Source organism: Leifsonia aquatica H1aii (genome assembly GCF_000633535.1).
Taxonomy (GTDB): domain Bacteria; phylum Actinomycetota; class Actinomycetes; order Actinomycetales; family Microbacteriaceae; genus Leifsonia; species Leifsonia aquatica_A.
In genome coordinates this window covers 411,603-428,907 of sequence record NZ_AYMR01000007.1, presented here as the reverse complement: position 1 = coordinate 428,907, position 17,305 = coordinate 411,603, and the positions used below count along the sequence as shown (strand labels likewise).

10 protein-coding genes and 1 tRNA gene are annotated in these 17,305 nt (G+C 68.4%); 7 read left to right on the top strand and 4 right to left on the bottom strand.

Annotation, left to right across the window (positions count from 1 at the left end; genetic code table 11):
* Window positions 1-18: 18 nt before the first annotated feature.
* Both U870_RS0107615 and U870_RS0107610 read left to right on the top strand, forming a co-directional pair.
* The gene (locus U870_RS0107615) at window positions 19-357 is read left to right on the top strand and encodes an SHOCT domain-containing protein (RefSeq protein WP_025156810.1); all 339 of its coding nucleotides are present in this window, start codon (window positions 19-21) and stop codon (window positions 355-357) included.
* Window positions 358-459: 102 nt separating this feature from the next.
* Window positions 460-1,338 (top strand): sensor histidine kinase, encoded by an 879-nt coding sequence (locus tag U870_RS0107610; RefSeq protein WP_025156809.1) that lies wholly within the window; start codon window positions 460-462, stop codon window positions 1,336-1,338.
* A gap of 21 nt (window positions 1,339-1,359) precedes the next feature.
* On the opposite strand, the gene def is transcribed toward U870_RS0107610, so the two are convergent.
* The gene (def, locus tag U870_RS0107605) at window positions 1,360-1,926 is read right to left on the bottom strand and encodes a peptide deformylase (RefSeq protein WP_025156808.1); all 567 of its coding nucleotides are present in this window, start codon (window positions 1,924-1,926) and stop codon (window positions 1,360-1,362) included.
* A 40-nt stretch (window positions 1,927-1,966) separates the two neighbouring features.
* On the opposite strand from def, the gene U870_RS0107600 reads away from it, so the two are divergent.
* From U870_RS0107600 to U870_RS0107580, 5 genes are all read left to right on the top strand, one after another.
* Window positions 1,967-2,932: a DMT family transporter gene (locus tag U870_RS0107600; protein WP_025156807.1), complete on the top strand. Its 966-nt coding sequence runs from the start codon at window positions 1,967-1,969 to the stop codon at window positions 2,930-2,932.
* Between the two features lie 90 nt (window positions 2,933-3,022).
* Window positions 3,023-4,273: a glycosyltransferase gene (locus U870_RS0107595; protein WP_025156806.1), complete on the top strand. Its 1,251-nt coding sequence runs from the start codon at window positions 3,023-3,025 to the stop codon at window positions 4,271-4,273.
* 19 nt (window positions 4,274-4,292) lie between these two features.
* Window positions 4,293-4,369 (top strand) — tRNA-Ile (locus tag U870_RS0107590).
* 199 nt (window positions 4,370-4,568) lie between these two features.
* A complete protein-coding gene (locus U870_RS22405) occupies window positions 4,569-12,071 on the top strand; it encodes a PA14 domain-containing protein (protein WP_162819101.1) in 7,503 nt (2,500 codons plus the stop codon).
* 13 nt (window positions 12,072-12,084) lie between these two features.
* On the top strand, window positions 12,085-12,498 hold the full coding sequence (locus U870_RS0107580; RefSeq protein WP_025156804.1) for a hypothetical protein: 414 nt from the start codon (window positions 12,085-12,087) through the stop codon (window positions 12,496-12,498).
* A 196-nt stretch (window positions 12,499-12,694) separates the two neighbouring features.
* Here U870_RS0107580 and U870_RS0107575 read toward each other — a convergent pair whose 3' ends face one another.
* From U870_RS0107575 to U870_RS0107565, 3 genes are read right to left on the bottom strand one after another with little or no spacing between them, the layout of a single operon-like run.
* Window positions 12,695-14,461 (bottom strand): ABC transporter ATP-binding protein, encoded by a 1,767-nt coding sequence (locus U870_RS0107575; RefSeq protein WP_025156803.1) that lies wholly within the window; start codon window positions 14,459-14,461, stop codon window positions 12,695-12,697.
* Window positions 14,458-16,254, bottom strand: coding sequence for an ABC transporter ATP-binding protein (locus tag U870_RS0107570; protein ID WP_025156802.1), 1,797 nt, complete (start codon window positions 16,252-16,254; stop codon window positions 14,458-14,460). The genes U870_RS0107575 and U870_RS0107570 overlap by 4 nt, the downstream gene beginning before the upstream one ends.
* The gene (locus U870_RS0107565) at window positions 16,251-17,294 is read right to left on the bottom strand and encodes an ABC transporter substrate-binding protein (protein WP_081815208.1); all 1,044 of its coding nucleotides are present in this window, start codon (window positions 17,292-17,294) and stop codon (window positions 16,251-16,253) included. Before U870_RS0107565 ends, U870_RS0107570 begins: the two co-directional genes overlap by 4 nt.
* Window positions 17,295-17,305 lie beyond the last annotated feature (11 nt).

Here is a 17,305-nt window from a genome sequence, read left to right as displayed (position 1 = left end):
CGACCGATTGGACGCACCATGTTCAGCTCTTCCGTCGCGGCCGCGCTGGCCGCCGCCCCCTGCACCGTCTGGGCCGGCCCCGGGTTCGGGTTCGGCTGGTGGTGGATCCTCATCCCGATCTTCTGGATCGCCGTCTTCGTCCTGATCTTCGGCTTCGCCGGTCGGCGCTGGCGTCGCGCCGCCGCCATGCGGGGCGGCTTCGGCGGATACGGCGGTCCGGGCTGGGGCCCGCACGCCTCCGCCACCCGCTCGGCCGAGCAGACCCTCGCCCAGCGCTACGCCAACGGCGACATCGACGAGGTCGAGTACCGCGCGCGTCTGGAGGTGCTGCGGGCGAACCGCTCCGACGGCGTCTGAACGCGACCGAGCGGCGGGGCGGGTGCCAGGCGGCACCCGCCCCGTCTCGTGGCCCGGGATAGGATCGTCCGGGCCGCGCGAGGCGGCCGAGGAAAGGACCCCATGACTCCGCTCGCCCTGGGCGCCGGCGCCGTGCTGCTGCTGGCGGCGCTCGCGTTCCTGACCCTCTGGCTCGTCGAGCGCGGTCGGCATCGTCGTCTGCGCGACGCACGCGAGGAATCGGAGTGGGACCGCATCGACCGCGAGCTCGAACTCGCCGAGCAGTCGGGTCGGTTCCGGATCGCCGGTGAGCTGGGGGATGTGGCCGTGCAGACCGTGACCCGGATCGTCGCCCAGGCGGAGGGGATCCGGTACGCCGCCTCCAGCGATCCCGAGGCCGCCGCACGCTCCACGCCCGCCCTCGAGACCACCGCACGCGACGCCCTCGCCGACCTCCGCCGCCTGCAGAACGTGGTCCGCGAGGGGGAGGAGGCCGCCGCACCGCAGCCGCGCCTGCACTCGGCCCGCGACCTCTTCCGGATCATGCGCGACGCCGGCGTGGAGGTCGCCTTCACCGAGACCGGCGAGTCGTTCGCTCTCCGTCAGGGGGCCGAGCTGGCGGTCTTCCGCATCCTGCAGACGAGTCTGGAGAACGCGCTCAAGCACGGCGGCCCGGGCACGCGGGTGAACGTGACGTTCGCCTGGACCCGGGAGGGCCTCCAGGTCAGCGTCGACGACGACGGCATCCGTGCGGCCGCACGCCGGCTGGGCCTGGACCGCGAGGGAATCGACCAGGCGACGGCCTACTCCATCGAGGAGGATCTGCGCGCGGTGACCGAGCACTACGAGGGCGCGGGACTGAACGAGCTGCGCGATCGTGCTGCCCTGTTCGGCGGCATCCTGAACGCCAAGGCGGTCCCGGGCGTCGGCTTCACACTGTCGGTGGTGTTCCCCGCTCTGCGGCACCACAACGGCGTGCACGGCGTCGACCTGCGCCGCTGAGGCGGCGGGGCCGTCCCGAGGTCAGTCCTCGAGGTGGTCGCGACCCGGCAGCCAGCTCAGACCCGGGACGCCCCAGCTGTTCTTGCGCTGGGCCTTCGCGGCGGCCTTGGCGTGCGGGTGGGCGAGCCGGTCCACGTAGAGCACGCCGTCGAGGTGGTCGTACTCGTGCTGGAAGATCCGCGCGAGCCATCCGTCCGCCTCGATCTCGAACGGCTCGCCGTCCAGGTCGGTGGCACGAAGGATGACGCGGTCGGCGCGGCGCAGCGGGAAACGCTCGCCCGGGAACGACAGGCAGCCCTCCGACTCCTCGTCCTCGTCCAGCTCGCCGATCGCGAGCGGGCTCTGCCACAGCTCCGGGTTGATGGCGACGCCGCGGTGGAGGATGTCGTCGTCGTCCGTCCAGCCGAACACGAACAGGCGCAGCGCGACCCCGACCTGCGGGCCGGCCAGTCCGACGCCGGGCGCCGCGTCCATCGTCTCGAACATGTCCTCGACGAGCTGTCGGAGCTCGTCGTCGACGGTCTCGACAGGGGCGGCGGGGGAGTGCAGGGTGGAGTCACCGGTGATCCGGATGGGGAGGACGGCCATTCGGCAAGACTATCGGCTGCATGTTGGGTAGGGTCGTGGGGTGGGTACGGAACTGATGGACGCGCTCGAGCTGTCGTACCAGCCGAGTCAGCTCCTCGGCATCCCCATCGCCCTGGTCGGCGCGTGCTTCCTCTCCATCGGGGCTCAGCTGCAGCACCACGGCGTCGCGAAGGTCGAGTCCCAGACCACGGACGCGTCGTCCGGGCTGAACCTCCGCCAGCTCGGCCTGCTGCTCGCCCGCCCGTCCTGGGTGATCGGGACGCTGCTGCTCGGACTGGCGATCGTCTTCCAGCTGGTCAGTCTCAAGCTGTCGCCGCTGATCCTGGTGCAGCCGCTCGGCGTCGTGGGGCTGGTCATCACCAGCATCCTGAACGCCCGGGTCAGCGGGGTGCGGTTGAACCGCCGGTCGGTGGTGGCCGTCAGCTTCTGCGTCGGCGGGGTCGGCGCGTTCGTGCTGATCGCGGCGATCTTCGCCCGCGACGTTCCGGTCACCAGCCAGTCGCTGATCATCATCCTGATCATCCTCGCCGTCGTGCTGCTGCTCTTCGGCGCCGCGTTCGTCTTCCTGCGGCACCGCTTCCAGGCCCTGATGTACATCGTCGGCGCCGGCGTCCTCTACGGTTTCGTCGCCACCCTCGCCAAGGTCGTCATCGACCGGGTCTCCAACAGCGAGTGGGACTGGCTGCTGGTGGCATGCATCGTCGGCCTCCTGGCCGCTGCCGGTCTCGGCGCCTACTTCGTGCAGAACGCCTATTCGTCCGGGCCGCCCGACCTGGTGATCGCCGGTCTCACCGTGATCGATCCGCTCGTCGCCGTCACCATCGGCATCGTCGTCCTCGATGAGGCCGCGGGAGCTCCGTGGTGGGCCATGGTCGGGTTCGCCCTGACCGGCGCGGCGGCGATGTACGGCGTCTTCCAGCTCGCGAAGTACCACCCGCAGGCCACGTCGGAGACTCCGCCCGCCGCGCGCGTCGCAGGGTCCTCCACGGAAACCGGCCTAGACTAGGCCGTTGAATCCGCCGGGACGGACCACCGCCCGGCACGCCGAAACCGTCGCCGGACCACCGACCCGGCCCACGACAGTAGGGACCACCACGTGCCAGATCCGAGCGGAACGAACAGTACCCCGCCCGCCCCGGCCCGAAAGCCGCTCACCGTCCTCATGGGATGCGACACCTTCGCGCCCGATGTGAACGGCGCCGCCCGCTTCGCCGAGCGCCTCTCGGCCGGCCTCGTCGAGCACGGTCACGACGTGCACATCGTCGCCCCTGCCGCGAGCCGCAAGCACGGGACGTGGATCGAGGAGCACGAAGGCCAGAAGCTGACCGCGCACCGGCTGCGCAGCTGGCGCTGGTACCCGCACGACTGGCTGCGGTTCGCACTGCCGTGGACGAGCAAAGCGAACGCCCGCCGCGTCCTCGACGAGGTGAAGCCGGATGTGGTGCACTTCCAGTCGCACATCGTGGTCGGCCGGGGCCTCGCCTACGAGGCGCAGAAGCGCGGCATCCGCATCATCGCGACGAACCACGTCATGCCCGAGAACATCATCGAGTTCACCCGGCTGCCGAAGTTCCTGCACCAGACCTTCGTCGACATCGCGTGGCGCGACGCCCGCAAGAGCTTCGACCGGGCCGAGGCGATCACGACCCCGACGCAGAAGGCCGCCCAGTTCTTGGAGAAGGCGACGGGTCTGCGTGGCGTCCACGCGATCTCGTGCGGCATCGACGCGCAGAACTACACCCCCGACTTCACCCCGCGCACGGCCAACCGCATCCTGTTCGTCGGCCGCGTGACCGGCGAGAAGCAGATCGATGTGCTGCTCAAGGCGATCACGCTGCTGCCGGCCTCCCTGGACGCTCAGCTGGAGATCGTCGGCGGCGGAGACCAGTTCAAGAACCTCCAGGCGATGGCCGAGAGCCTCGGCATCGGCGACCGCGTGACGTTCCTCGGCTACGTGACCGACGAGGAACTGCGCGCCGCGTACACCCGCGCCACCGTCTTCGCGATGCCGTCCATCGCCGAGCTGCAGTCGATCGCCACCATGGAGGCGATGGCGTCCGGCCTCCCGGTGGTCGCCGCGAACGCCATGGCGCTGCCGCACCTGGTGCACGACGGCGAGAACGGCCACCTGTTCACCCCCGGCGACGCTCAGGACCTGGCGGACAAGCTGGAGAGCGTGCTCACCCTTCCGCAGGAAGAGCTCGACGTGCTGAAGAACGCGTCGCTGCGGATCGTCGCCTCCCACGACATCCAGCGCACGATCTCGACGTTCGAGAGCCTGTATCGTGGTGAGCCGGTGGCCGACCCGGTGACGGACTCGGCCGACAGCGTCCCGAGCCCGGAGTAGCCGGGCCGGACGCACGATCGGGGCGGTAGCTCAGCTGGTTAGAGCATCGGACTCATAATCCGCCGGTCACGGGTTCAAGTCCCGTCCGCCCTACCAGCAGATACGAGTTCGCGCGGAGCGGCCTACTGGCAGGTGTGACCTCTTTTAGGGGCGCCGTCCTGTGAACACTCTCAGCCGTACCTACTTTTCTCGCAGGTTCCTGCACCCCTAGATTTTTGCTGCGCTCGACAGTATCGGGGGGCGTTAGGACTGTCGAGGGGATGCCATGAGGCACGTTGGTCGCTGGGGTTTCGCTGTGTCCGTCGCTGTTGCGACGGCGGCCGCATTGGTCGTCACATCCGTCTCGCCGGCTTCCGCCATGACCGGCTTAGGCGTGTCGGCTGAGGCCGACGATTCCGCCGCGAGCCTTCCGCCGTTGGCGGCGGGTGGTGCCGCCGTCGCGCCGGGCACGGTTGAGGACCTGGCTGCGAAGCCGCTGGAGTCGGAGCCTGCCGCGAAGCCGAAGTCGCTGAAGGAGGCGGACGCACCGTCAGAGTCGGGTTCTCCGACCGATCTCACCGGAGCGACGGTTTCCAGCCGGGATGATTTCACGACGACGTACACGAAGTCGGACGGCTCGCATGTGACGAAGGTGTCGCCGACCCCGATCAACCTCAGCCAGAACGGCGAGTGGAAGGCGTCGTCGACGATTCTGAGGGACGATTCGGCCTCGGGAGGGATGTCGGTTCCGGACAATATCCTGCATCCCGTCTTCAAAGATGACGCGACCGCGAACGATGCCGTGTCGGTCGAGAAGGACGGGTACACGGTCTCGTACACGTTGCAGGGTGCGGATTCGTCGAGGTTGAAGCGTCCGCTCCCGATGGCGGTGCGCAGCGGGCAGGGGGCCGACGAGGCTTCTTACCCGGATGTGTTCGACGGGACGGACCTCGACTACCAGGTCCAGCCGTCGGCGGTGAAGGAGACATTGACGCTCGATTCGGTGCCCGATGTGTCGCAGAGTGCGTACACGTGGAAGGTGAAGGCGCCCGGGCTCGCCTTGGCAGTGAACGCGGACGGGGGCGTCGATTTCACCGATTCGAATGGCACGGTGCGGTTCCGGATCCCGACGCCGCTGATGTGGGATTCATCGGGAATCGAGGGTGTGTCGTCGGATGCGACGATCAACGTTCCGTTGACGGTGGCACATGCGGGTGCGAACTGGGCGATCACCCTCACCCCGTCCCGGTTGTGGCTTACGGACACAGCGCGCGTCTACCCGGTGTACCTCGACCCGACGACGTGGGGGCCGGCGGGAGCGGGGAACGTTCACGCCTACAAGTCCGACGGCACCGTTCGAACGGATACCATCCTGGTCGGGAACGCGCGGGACCCGGGTGATCACTATTGGCGCTCAGCGTTCGTGTTCCCCTATGAGCAGCTCTTCGGCAAGCAGATCCTCAACGCCGAAATGGATGTGGTCACCAACGGGGTTGTGGGAACCAACAACGGGCCGTACTCGGGTGGTCTGTATCGCGCCAACTCCTACAGCTATGGCGGCAATGGCGACTTCATGGGCAACATTGCGGTCGGCTCGTCGGGATCGCTTGCAGGGGGCGGTCTGGCGACTCAGCTCTCCTCATGGGTGAACAGTGGAATCGGAGGGATTCCGTTCTTCCTCGGCGGGCAGGAGACGCCGGGGCTGTACACGTTGAAGAGCCTGAACGCGTACCTTTACGTGTCCTGGAAGGACTATCCCGCGACGCCGACGGCCGTTTCGCCGTCGCCGACCGGTGGAGCGCGGTCGACGTTGACGCCGACATTGAAGATCGCGTCGTCTGATCCGGCGGGAACCGGGCTGGGCTACTACTTCCGCGTCGCAACAGGCTCCGACGCTGAGACGGGTGTGGTCTGGCAGTCGGGGTGGACGTCGAGCAACCCGGTGACCGTGCCGGCCACGTATCTGCAACCGAATACGACGTACTACTACCACCTGTATGTCAAGGACGCGTATTGCAACAGCGACAATGCGAACCCGGCGGGGTCGTGTTCGCAGCGCGTCTCGCAGGTGTATTCGTTCAAGACCAATACCCCGGGAGTCGTCGCTCAGGGAACCACCTCTCCGGCGGATGGTTCGGTGATTGTGACGCCGACGCCGACGCTGTCGTCGTCGGTGGCCGGTACGGATGCCAATGGCGACACGTTGAAGTACCAGTTCCGGATCACGACCGGCTCGGACGGTTCCAGCGGGGTGGTCGCCCTCTCCGATCCCATCACCACGGGTCCGATCTCCTGGACAGTGCCGGCGGGCGTGCTCCAGGACGGGGTCACCTACTCGTGGGTGATCGTCGTCGACGATGGTTTCGACAAGTCGCCGGGGACCTGGGTGAATCGCTTCCGTTACACGGCCCGCGCCGGATCCGGTGGCCCGTCGCCGAGCGACAGTGCGGGCGGCGTCACGGTCAATCTCGCCAATGGCAACGCGAACCTCTCTTTCGCCTCGCCGACGGTGTCCACGGTCGGCGCGCCGATGGGGTTGTCGTTCACCTATAACTCGCAGCAGCCGTCGACGCAGGGGCTGACTGCGACCTACTACGACCTGAGTGCTGACGGTGCGAACCCGAATTTCGCGTTCACGCGTACCGATCTGGCGTCGAAGGTGCGGCTCGTTCGCACCGACCCGATGATCCGGTACGACTGGGGTACCAGTCCGCCGGCTCCGGGTCTACCGTCGTCGAACTACATGGCCCGGTGGAACGGGTTCGTCACGCCACCAGCCGGCGGTTCGTTCACGTTCGGATTCGTGCGTGATGACGGTGCGCGGCTCATCCTCAACGGTGCCACGACGGTCGATCAGTGGAACGACGCCCACCAGGGGAGCGTCGTCTGGGGGACGGGGTCGCCATTGACGACGGGTGCGGCCGGCAGCTACGCGCCCACGCCGCTCGAGGTGCAGTTCTACAACCACAACGGTGCCGGATTGCTCGAGCTCTGGGTGAAAGGCACGTACACGGACTCCAACGGCGTCCAGCAGACTCTGGCGCCGCAGGTGGTCCCGGGCACGTGGTTCAGCAAGAGCGTCGACACCCTTCCGCCGGGGTGGGGTGCGTCCACTGCGCTGAACGGCGCTGACGCGATCTATGTTCGGGCCGAAGTGAAGGAGGGCTCGGTCGCGCTGATCGACACCAGCGGCGCCGCCCACACCTACACGAAGACCGCGAGCGGGGCCTACACTCCACCGCCCGGCGAACAGGGCGTTCTGGTTCAGCGGACGCCCACGACAGACGACCCGAGTGCGTACACCCTCACCGATGAAGCCGGCACGATCTATCAGATCAACACGGCAGGGAAGATCACGGCCATCACCCAGGCGATGGACGCCAAGAAGCGGGCCACCCCGGTGCTGGCATATCGGACAGGGACGAACCAGCTGGACTCGATCACCGACCCACTGTCGGGCAGCGGGGCAACGCTCCGGCAGGTGAAGTTCGCGTACGCGGGGGATACAGCCACCGCCGTCGGGCTGTCAGCCGCTGACACGGATGGGTCGGGGTTGGCCTGCCCGGTGCCTTCGGGATTCTCCACGGCCCCCGCGGGGATGATCTGCCGGATCATCTATCCGGGCCACACCGCCGGTGCCGCCGACACCACCCAGCTGCTCTACAAAGCCGCGGATGCGACGGACAACCCGAACCAGGCCGCCCTGCCGGAGTCGGCGGGCGGGAAGTTCCTGTCCCGGATCATCGACCCGGGCAACGAAACCACGGACTTCGGCTACAAGAACGGGCTGCTCTCCGCCATCCGCTCTGCGACTGTCAACGACTGGCTCGCGGCGCACCCGGACAAGAATGCGTCCGCACCGGAAGTACTGACCCAGATCGGATACACCGGCACCAAGGTGTCGAGCATCACCCTGCCCGCACCCGATGGGGTGACCGGCTCGCTGCGCCCGCAGAAGACCTACACCTACAACACCAACCCGGACGGGTCCGGCGCCACTTACGTGGACGCAGCCGGCCTCACCCCCTCCAACAGCGCACCCGCGAACGGGCACGCAGCCACCGCGTCCTTCGACACCGCCTGGCGTCGCACCACGTCGCTGAGCGCGACCGGTCTGGCGACGTCGACGACGTGGAACGTGCGGGATCAGCAGACCACGGGAACCGATGCCGCAGGTAGAGAAGCGACCACCCTCTACGACCAGCTCAACCGACCGATCGACGCCTACGGTCCCGCACCAACGTCCTGCTTCGGCGGCGATCTGCGGCCGACTGCCGGCTGCGCGATCACCCCCGCGCACACCTCGACGGCCTATGACGAGGGGCTGAAGGGGCTCAACGCCACCTACTACGCGAACTCCACCCTGTCCGGCCTCCCCAGCAACTACGCGCTCGGCGTAGGAACCGCCGACGGATCGGTGAACGTCAATTGGGGCACTGCGGCACCCTACACAGGCGGCCCCACCGCCAACTGGGCCCTGCGTCTGACGGGCACCGTGACGTTCCCGGCCGCGGGCACGTACAAGATCAACACCAACGCCGACGACGGCACTCAGGTTTGGCTGAACGACGTCCTGATGATCAACGACTGGGTGTCGAGCGCCGCCCATCTGTCGCCCACCGCAACGGTGACGGTCACTGCAGGCCAGGTGATGCGAGTCCGCCTGCAGTACAAGCAGGACACCTCCACGGCGAGCCTGCAGTTGCTGTGGACACCCCCGGGAGGTTCGCAAGCAGTCATTCCTGGCACCGCGCTCTCGCCTGCCTACGGGTTGGCGACGAGCTCACAGACCGACGACTCCGCCCCGGTCGGGAACCCGAACGTGTCCAGCTCGCAGGTTCCCGCCCTGAGGACGGCGACCGGGTACGGATCGAATCCGTGGCTGGGAATGGCCACGTCGACCAGCGTGGATCCGGCCGGGCTGAACCTGACTACGACGAACGCGTTCGAGCCCTACGGGTCCACCGGCTATCTCCGGCAGCTCTCCCAGACCCTTCCCGCAGGCAACACGACCAGTGCGAATACCTACTACACGGAGACCGCCGGGTACGCCACACAGGTCAACGGCGGAACCGCAGTCTGCGGGCTCCCGGCGTCCACCCCGCAGTACGGGCAGCTGATGGCGTCCACCGGTGCCACACCAGCGGCCGGTGCAGCGATCGTCACCAGCTACGTCTACGACCTGCTCGGTAGGGTCATCGCCACGAAGAAGACAGGAGACACCGACTGGTCCTGCACGACATACGATGCGCGTGGCCGGGTCACTCAGCAAACGTATGCGGCGACGTCGACCTCAGCCGCTCGTACGGCGACATTCGGATTCGCATCGTCCTCGGGAGACCCGCTCACATCCTGGGCACAGGACGACGCGGTGCCCGGGTCACCCACCAGCGGTCGCATCATCACCGTGTCCGACCTGCTCGGCCGCACCCTCTCCTATACGGACGTGTGGGGAACGGTGACCACGAACACCTACAACATCCTCAACCAGCTGGTCACCCAGACGAGCACACCGGCCGGCCAAACAGCCCAGGGCGAATCCTTCATCTACGACGACGACGGCCGAGTCGCCGTGGTCAAGGATCTCAGTGGCAAAGTGCTCGCCCAGCCCTCGTACACCAACGGTGAAGTGGCCTCGATCGCCTATCCCGCCGGGACGGGCAACGCCGGACCAGGTGCGACCGGAACCGTCGGCCGCAATGCGGCCGGCGCAACTCAGTCGCTGGCCTGGGCCTTCCCCAACGGTCAGGCGGGCGTGTCGGACGCCGTCGTGCGATCCCAGTCCGGCCGCGTCCTCACCGACACGCTCACCGATGGGACCTCGTCCTACGGGTCCTCCTACACGTACGACGGTGCGGGTCGGTTGACGTCGGCCACGATCCCGAACCACACACTCGCCTACAGTTTCGGAACCGCCACCTGCGGCGCCGACGTCAATGCGGCAAAGAACGGCAACCGGGTCTCTCAATCCGACGTCTTCACCGCACCGGGCAGTGCAGAACCCGACTGGGTCTCGACGACGAAGTACTGCTACGACAACGCCGACCGGCTCACCTCCACCACCGCACCGGCAGGACCGTCACAACCAGCACCCGCACTCACGATCGACGCGCAGGTCTCTGCGGATGGTGCCGACCTGGCGTCCGCGGTGACCGTGAACGGTCTGACAACGACCAAGTCCGGCGACGTGCTGGTCGCCCTGGTCAGCGCCGACGGTCCGGGCCAAACGGCGGGGCAGACCGCCACCGTCACCGGAGCCGGTCTCACCTGGAGTCTCGTCAAGCGAGCCAACACCCGCTACGGGACCAGCGAGATCTGGACGGCCACCGCACCCGGGACCCTTTCCAACACCTCGGTCACCGCGACCCTCTCGAACACGAACGGGTACCACAAGTCGATCAGCGTCCTCGCGTACTCCGGCGCTGCCGGGATCGGTGCCAGTGCTGTCGCGGGCGCGGCCTCGGGTGCACCGTCCGTCACCGTGACCACGACGACTGCCGGCTCTCAGGTCGTGGGTGTCGGTAACGACTGGGACGGCTCGACCGCACGAACGCTGGGTGCGGGTCAGACCGTGATCCACGAGTTCGCCGATGCTGCCGTCGGTGACGACTTCTGGATGCAACGCACCAGTGGGACAACAGGGGCAGCCGGTGCCGCGGTCACCATCAACGACACCGCACCGACCGGGGACCAATGGAACCTTGCCGCAGCAGAGGTGACCCCGGCTGCGGCCCCTGCTCCGACCGGTTCGCCGATCGCGACCACCAGCCTCGGGGCCGGCACCCTCGCCTACGACGTGCACGGCAACACGACAACGCTGGCCGACCAGACCATCGGCTACGACCAGTCCGACCGTCACATCTCCACCACGACATCGGGCGGGCCGACGGTCAGCTACGTCCGCGACGTCACCGGGCGGATCGTCGCCCGCACCGTCACCCCGGTCTCCGGTCCCGGCAACACCGTCCGCTATAGCTTCAGCGGTGGTGGCGACAGTCCCGACTGGACCCTCACCACCGGGGGTGGCGTCACCGAACGCACCCTCGCACTGCCCGGTGGTGTGGTCGTCTCCCTCCAAGCGACCACGTCTGCCTGGTCGTTCCCGAACATCCACGGCGACGTCATCGTCACCACCGATGGGTTTGGGGTCCGGCAAGGGCAACTCGCGCAATACGACCCCTTCGGAAACCCCATCGATCCCACCACCCGCCTCATCGGCACGCAAGGCGCGGATGATTCGGTGCCAGCGAACACGCCGCAAGGAGCGACGTATGGATGGGAAGGCTCGCACCAGAAACTCTACGAACACGAAGGCTCCATCGACACCATCGAAATGGGGGCCAGGCAATACGTGCCAGCTCTTGGCCGGTTCCTGTCGGTAGATCCCGTGCCCGGGGGAACCAGCAATGACTACGTTTATCCCACTGATCCCGTCAATTCGGCAGATCTGACTGGACAATATACGCACTGGTATCGTGCGCAGCGTAATGGCTATCTAAAGGGCTGGAATGTCTACCTCTCTGACAGCAGGCAGCGAAAGATCGCGCATGACCACGGAGGGGAATGGCAGCAGTTGCAAGATATGGGTCGGAACCGAGGGAAGACCTGGAAAGGTCTGATGGAGTACTCCATCAAGTGGGCTCTCGCACACCCGGAATACGGGACTCCGTACCGCCAGGCTAATGGCAACTTCCTCTACTCGCGCAAGATCAGGCTTTTGGACAAGTGGGGTCAGGTCGCCTACGCGTTCCGCGTAAATGTCGTGGTGGCGCCTCATGGTGAGATCCTCTCGGTCTACGAGAAGACCACAGTCCCCTAGGAAGGATCCGAAGATGAATGAAACTCTCCCCTGGACGCGCGTTGAGTTCGAAAGCCGCGTGCTTGATTGCTTGAACGCAGAGCCCTTCGTGACGGAGATCATCAACGGAATCGCCATCTGTCACCCGTTGGAGAGCCGTACGCCGCCGACGCTCCGTCCTCAACTCGTCGAGGTTCGCCTGAACCTTGATCAGCTGTACCGGGACACACCGAGCCTGCTTTCTGACGCGCGCACATACCCTCAGTTCGATCGATCCACCGATGCCGACGCGGTCCTCGGACTTGTCGTCGAGTACTTGACGGAGAGTCTGGATTCGATCTCCCCGTGGGAATCAACTCTGGTGTGGAGCGACATGTTCTTTCGACGGGATCTGTCGCTGACCCGGCCGGATTTGGACCCTCGGCGCGGACCGTTCGAATGGCACTAGTCACCGTCGGCCCGACCCGAGCCTGAGTTGAATGTCCGCTATTTCCCGTCACACGGAAACTTCATTCTCCGCGCTGCGGCCGCGGCGACTGCGAACTATCTACCCGCGAGGAGCTCCAGGGATGTGCTGGTCGCTCTGATCGGCGTCGACAGTCATCGTGATTCCAAACGGCGGCGAGTCAGAAGCGGTTCATTTCTCACTCGGCACTGGACGCCCTCTCGCCTTGCTCCACCAGCTTCCAGGAGGCGGCCTCGGCACGGTCGGCCCAGAGGGCGGCGTAGTCGGGGTCTGCGGCGAGGAGGTCGGGGTGCGTGCCGTCGCCGACGATGCGTCCGCCGTCGAGGACGAGCACGCGGTGGGCGGCGGCGATCATCGCCGGCGTGTGGGCGATGACGAGCACGGTGCCGTGCCGGGCGAGCTCCTGGAGGGAGCGGCGGACCAGCGCCTCGTTTCCGGCGTCGAGCGCCGCGGTCGCCTCGTCGAGCAGGACGATCGGCGCCCGCTTGAGAAGGGCGCGGGCGATCGAGACGCGCTGACGTTCCCCGCCCGAGAGTGCCGCGCCTCCCTCGCCGACACGCGTCGCCCAGCCCGAGGGCAGCCGGTCGACGATCTCGTCGAGACCGGCCAGTTCGGCGACGCGGCGCAGCTCCGACTCCGTCGCCGACGGGCGGCCGAGGCGCACGTTGGCCGCGATCGTGTCGTCGAAGAGGTAGACGTCCTGGAAGACGAGCGCCAGTTGCTCCATCAGCTGCGCCGTCGTCTGCTCGCGCACGTCGGTGCCGCCGATCCGCACCGTCCCGCTGGTGGCGTCGTGGAAGCGGGCGGCGAGCCGCGTGACGGTGGTCTTGCCGGAGCCGGAGCGCCCGACGAGCGCGGTGACACTGCCGGGGCGCACCCGGAACGACACACCGTCCAGCACACGCGGGCTGTCGTCGCTGTACGCGAAGCCGACACCGTCGAAGACGATCTCCCCGCGACGCTCCGGGGCGAGGACGGCGGGCAGGCTCGGTTCCCGGAGGGGCGGGACGTCGAGCACGGCGCGCACCCGTTCGAGGTCGTTGCGGGCCATCCGCAGGCCGCCCGCGAGCTCGCTGACCATGGCGAGGGGACCGATGAACCGGGCGAGAAGCGCGAGGAGCGCGACGAGGGCGATCGACTGCCCGGCCGGGGCGCCGGCGAGCAGCACGACCACGCCGACCATGGCCGAGAAGGTGAGCTGGATGGTCGCCCCGGAGAGGAGCATCCCGCGCACGGTCCAGTTCAGCTGGGTGCGCCCGACGCGGCGCTGGGCCTCGACCGCCTGCTCGAGCGGGGCGTAGCCGCCCGCCGTGCGGCCGAAGGCGCGCAGCACGGGCTGATGCCGGGCGAATTCGAGCACGCGGTTGCCGGCGGTCACGGCGGCCTCGTCGGCGAGCTCGTCCGAACGGCCGAGCAGGCGGGCGGAGGCGCGGAAGCAGAGCAGGATCAGCGGGGCGGCCACGACCGCGACGAGGCCGAGCCGCCAGTCCACGGCGAGCACGACGATCGCGATCGTCGCGGGCGTCACGGTGCCGATCACCAGCGGTTCCAGCAGGTGGGCCAGGCTCATCACGATCGAGCCGACCCCCTGGGTGGCGATGCGGGAGAGGCGACCGACGCTCTCGTCACTGAACCAGCCGAGCGGGATGCGCGCGACGTGCGCGCCGATCCGTTCGTGCAGGGTGTCGAGCACGTCGATCGCGACCCGGAAGCCGTGCATGGCCTGCCGGTAGTAGACGAACGCGGCGAGCGCGGCCGCGACCGCCAGGACGATCAGCCAGAGCCCGGCGTCGGCGGGACGGCCCTCCAGCAGCGCCACGACGATCGGGACCAGAGCCGAGACGGCGACGCCCTCCAGGACGGCGTAACCGGCCAGCCAGGCGAGGTAGACGAACACGGGTCGGCGGTGCTCCGGGCCGAACACGGCGAGAAGAGAACGGATCATGCGGAAGGCCCCTTCGGAGCGGAGACGGTGAGGGAGTCGGGGACGGGGCGGCCAGGGCGATCGGGCTCAGCGGGGCGGTCGGCATGCGCGGCCTCCCAGAGCCTGCGGTACAGACCATCGGCTGCGAACAGGGCGTCGTGCGTCCCGCTCTCGGCGATACGGCCGCGATCGAGCACCACGATCCGGTCGGCATCGCGCACGCTGTCGAGCCGATGCGCGATGACCAGCACGGTGCGGCCCGCGGCCAGCGCCGTGAGGGAACGCTGCACCTCGGACTCCGACTCGGGATCCGCGTGCGCCGTCGCCTCGTCCAGGACGACCACGGGTGCGTCGTGCAGGATCGCTCGGGCGATGGACACCCGCTGGGCCTCGCCGCCGGACAGCAGGGCGTCCTCGCCGATCACGGAGTCGTAGCCGCGCGGAAGCCTCACGATGCGGTCGTGAACGGCGGCCGCCCGGGCGGCGCGCTCGATGCGCTCGCGCGTGGCGTCCGGGTCGCCGAGGGCGATGTTGTCGGCGACGGTGCCGTGCAGGAGGGCGACGTCCTGCAGCACGAACCCCACGTTCCGGTAGAGCTCGGCGGACGCCATCCGCCGCAGGTCGACCCCGCCGACGGTGATCGTGCCGGTCCAGGGATCGTCGAACCGCAGCAGGAGGCTGGCGAGCGTCGACTTGCCCGAGCCGGACGGCCCGACCAGAGCGGTGACGGTGCCCGGCTCGAGCGTCAGCGAGACCCCGTCGAGGGCGGGAACGCCGGCCTCGTAGCCGAAGACCACGTCGTCGAGCACGACCCGGGAGCCGGTCGGCGTCTCGGGGTGCGGGGTCTCGTCGAGCGGCTCGGTCGCCAGCAGCGCGGCGATCCGCTCGGCCGCCGCCTGCGCCTGCTGCCGCCCCTGCATTCCCTGCACGAGCGGCATCACGGCGGCCGGGATGACGAGCGCGATCATGGTCGACACCAGCACGGCGACGGCGTCCTCGGCTCCGAGTGCGACCAGGGCGAGGCCGCCGCCGAGCGTGATGGTGAGGACGAACGGTGCGGAGAGCGCGATCTTCGAGAGCGACTCGAGGCGCAGCAGCGGCCCGACCCAGGCGGCGAAGAAGCGCGAGTAGTCCCGCGCCGCCGTCTCGTAGGCGTCGAACGAGCGCCCGTCCCGTCCGAAGGCCTTGACGACGGCGATGCCGCGGACGAACTCGACTGCTGCACCGTTGAGGGTGGCGATCGCGGCATCCTGCTCCGCGAGCTTCTCGCCCATGTCGCGGGTCATCGCACGAAAGGCCAGCACGTAGAGCACGACGGGGACGAGCGCGAGCAGGGCGGCTGGCCAGCTCAGCCAGAGCAGGTAGCCGAACGCCACCACCGGCACGACGATGCCCGCGGTCGTCTCGACCTTCTGATGGGCGACGAGGTAGTGCATCGCGTGGATGTCGTTCTGCGCCGCCTTGGCCACCTCGGCGGAGGAGCGATCGGTGAACCAGCCGAGGCGCACCCGGCCGAGGCGCTCGACGATGCCGCGCCGGAGGTGGGCCTGCAACCGCACGTCGGCGTAGTGCGTGATCATGATCGCCGCGGATGCACAGGCGGCGCGCAGCACGAGTGCGGCGAGGAGCACCAATACGATCGCCGTCAACCGCGCGGTGTCGGCGCCGCCGGAGGCGAGGATGGTGCGCGCCAGCTCGCCGATGGCGATGAAGGGGACGATCTCGGCGGCCGAACCGACGGCCTGCACCGCCATCGCCAGCCACGTCGCACCGCGCACCGGTGCAAGGAGTTCCTTCAGCGGAGCGGTCGTCATCGCGCGCCCACGGCCGCGAGGAACGCGCTCCAGCGGGCGGAGGCGTCGGATACGGCGCCGACGCTCCCCGAGCCGGAGTAGACGGCGGTCAGGTCGTCGAGGATCCAGCTGACCGCGAAGACGTTGTTGGCGTACCAGGTGTCGCCGTCCACGTAGTGGACGCCGCGGGGCTCGGCCCGTTCCAGCGCGGGGAACAGCGGCTGCTGACGCACCAGATCGGCGGTGTAGTATCCGCCGGCGAGGACGGCGGTGGCGGTCGCCTGGTGCTCGGCGAGCGTCTCGGGGGAGAAGGTGATCTGCCCCTCCGCCGACGTGGTCGTGTCGGCGGTCTCGGCGGCCGGCCTCCCCAGGCCCACCTCGGCGGCGAGCGTCGACATCACCGTCGTGGTCTCCGGGATGTACAGGGCGCCGCTGTAGCCGTACACGATGCTCAGCGTCGACCCGGCCGGGATGGCGGCTTTCGTGATGCCGAGCTGTGCGGAGAGCGCGCGTTCGATCCCTGCGGCACGCTCGGACGCGCCGAAGGCGTCACCGGCTTGCGTGAGCGCCTTCTTCCAGCCGTCGGCGAAGGAGAGGCCGACGACGGGCGCCACCTCGCCGAGCTTCGCGCGCTTCGCGGGCAGCGGACCGGCATCGCTGAGGACCAGCACATCGGGACGGTCCGCCGCGAGCGCCTCGTAGTCCGGGGCGTTGAGGAAGGCCGTATCGGCCTTCACCGGCACCCCGGCCGCTTCCAGCACCGCTGCGGAGACCTTCGAGTCGAGCGTCCCGTAGACCGTGACCGGCGTCACGCCGAGCGCCAGCAGCTCGACGGCGGCGTACTCGTCGAGGGCGACGATGCGCTTCGGGGTGACCGGGACGGTGACGGTGCCGTAGGCGTCCTGCACCGTGCGGGTCACCGTGCTCTCGGCGTCCGCATCGGCCGCCGAGGCGGCGCAGCCGGTCAGGGCGAGGGACGCGGACGCGGTCACGGCGAGAGCGGTGACCACGAACGAGGAGAAGCGTGGTCGACGACGGAGACGGGTTGTTTTATTGATCACCCGTCAACAAT

Coding starts and splice junctions, on each gene's coding strand:
- U870_RS0107575 (WP_025156803.1), bottom strand. CDS start 14,461: ATGATCCGTTCTCTTCTCGCCGTGTTCGGCCCGGAGCACCGCCGACCC.
- def (WP_025156808.1), bottom strand. CDS start 1,926: ATGGCCGTCCTCCCCATCCGGATCACCGGTGACTCCACCCTGCACTCC.
- U870_RS0107615 (WP_025156810.1), top strand. CDS start 19: ATGTTCAGCTCTTCCGTCGCGGCCGCGCTGGCCGCCGCCCCCTGCACC.
- U870_RS0107570 (WP_025156802.1), bottom strand. CDS start 16,254: ATGACGACCGCTCCGCTGAAGGAACTCCTTGCACCGGTGCGCGGTGCG.
- U870_RS0107580 (WP_025156804.1), top strand. CDS start 12,085: ATGAATGAAACTCTCCCCTGGACGCGCGTTGAGTTCGAAAGCCGCGTG.
- U870_RS0107610 (WP_025156809.1), top strand. CDS start 460: ATGACTCCGCTCGCCCTGGGCGCCGGCGCCGTGCTGCTGCTGGCGGCG.